The following is a 1,010-nucleotide window of genomic DNA, read 5'->3' on the forward strand; positions in this document are numbered from 1 at the left end:
TGGAGAAGTCGCTGATGGAGGGCAGGAAATCCTCGCCGATGCCTTCGACCATCCAGCTGCCGGACTTCTCCGACAACACGCCGTCATTGATGTACTCGGCGAGGATCGAGCCAACGGGGTCGGCCAGCACGATACGCGTATGCGGCGAATGCTTCCGCAGGTAGGCGGTGAGGCCGCTCATCGTGCCCGACGAGCCGCAGCCGACGACGATCGCGTCGACCTTGCCGTCCATCTGCTCGAGGATTTCCGGGCCGGTGGTCTGCTCATGCGCCAGCGGGTTGTCCGGGTTGCCGAACTGGTTGATGAAGTACGCCCCCGGGGTCTCGCGAGCGATCCGCTCGGCCATATCTTGGTAGTACTCGGGGTGGCCCTTGGCCACGTCCGAACGGGTAAGCACGACCTCGGCACCCATGGCCTTGAGGTTGAAGATCTTCTCGCGGCTCATCTTGTCGGGCACGACGAGGACCAGGCGATAACCCTTCTGCTGCGCGACCAGCGCGAGGCCCAGGCCGGTATTGCCCGCCGTGCCTTCCACGAGGGTGTCGCCCGGCTTGATCTTTCCGGCGCGCTCGGCGCCTTCGATCATCGACATACCGATGCGGTCCTTCACCGAGCCGCCCGGGTTGGCGCTTTCCAGCTTCAGGAAGAGCTCGCAACGGCCAGTATCCAGACGCTGGGCGCGCACCATGGGGGTGTGGCCGATCAGATMGAGGACGCTGTCATGAACACTCATTGGAACTCCGTCTTTTTCCGGGCACGGTCCCTACGACCCCACCCTCTGGGCGCACATGATAAAGCGTGGCGCCCTGAACCGATGCCCGGCTTCTCGGCCGATCCAAAACGGTGTAGGGAACGACCATAAAAAAACGGGCACGTTCCCGTGCCCGTTCTCTGGAATTTGTGAACCCGATGACGGGGTCAGTGTCGTGATTGCTGCCAGCTGTCCCACATTCGCTGGAGCTTCTCCTTTGCCTGCAGCTTTTCTTTCTTGAGTCCCGCCAGGCTTTGAT

General features: G+C 62.3%; 1 protein-coding gene. It reads right to left on the reverse strand.

Annotation, left to right across the window (positions count from 1 at the left end; translation table 11 throughout):
• On the reverse strand, positions 1-733 hold a 733-nt coding region (locus tag AC1DT2_RS24375; protein ID WP_477299318.1), incomplete at its 3' end, for a PLP-dependent cysteine synthase family protein.
• Positions 734-1,010 lie beyond the last annotated feature (277 nt).

Source organism: Luteibacter sp. P4_E6, assembly GCF_056401535.1.